The sequence below is a fragment of the Brevibacillus sp. MCWH genome, assembly GCF_013096935.1.
In the GTDB taxonomy this organism is placed as follows: domain Bacteria; phylum Bacillota; class Bacilli; order Brevibacillales; family Brevibacillaceae; genus Brevibacillus; species Brevibacillus aydinogluensis.
In genome coordinates, this window is the sequence record NZ_SDLF01000201.1 from 1 (window position 1) to 415 (window position 415).

1 protein-coding gene is annotated in these 415 nt (G+C 31.8%); it reads left to right on the plus strand.

The features are described from left to right. The coding region (locus ETC00_RS20070; RefSeq protein ID WP_171567780.1) for a hypothetical protein at positions 1–415 on the plus strand (415 nt) is incomplete at both ends.

The window sequence follows — 415 nt, forward strand, 5'->3', positions numbered from 1 at the left end:
ATATTAAGCATGATAAACTAGATGAATTAACTGATGCTAATTTATTCTCACCTGCTGAATTATTATCTCCTCTAGGTATTACTAGAGATGATAGTATACGTTCAGCAATGGCAACTAAACAGTCTAAACATATTATTCCTGTAGAAAAGTCATCACCTGTTTTAATATCTAACGGCGCTGAGCAAGTTATTCACTATCATTTATCTAATGATTTTACTGTAGTTGCTAAAAAAGATGGTGAAGTAGTTGAAGTAAACAAAGATACAGGTATAGTTATCGTAGGATACTATGATGAAAAAGGTAAACTATCAGAGTTCCAAGCTATTGACACAAACAGTAAAGTTGTTAAAAACGGCGCGGGAGGATATTATTTACATACTAAATTAGTATTTAAGCTTAAACAAGGTGACAGATT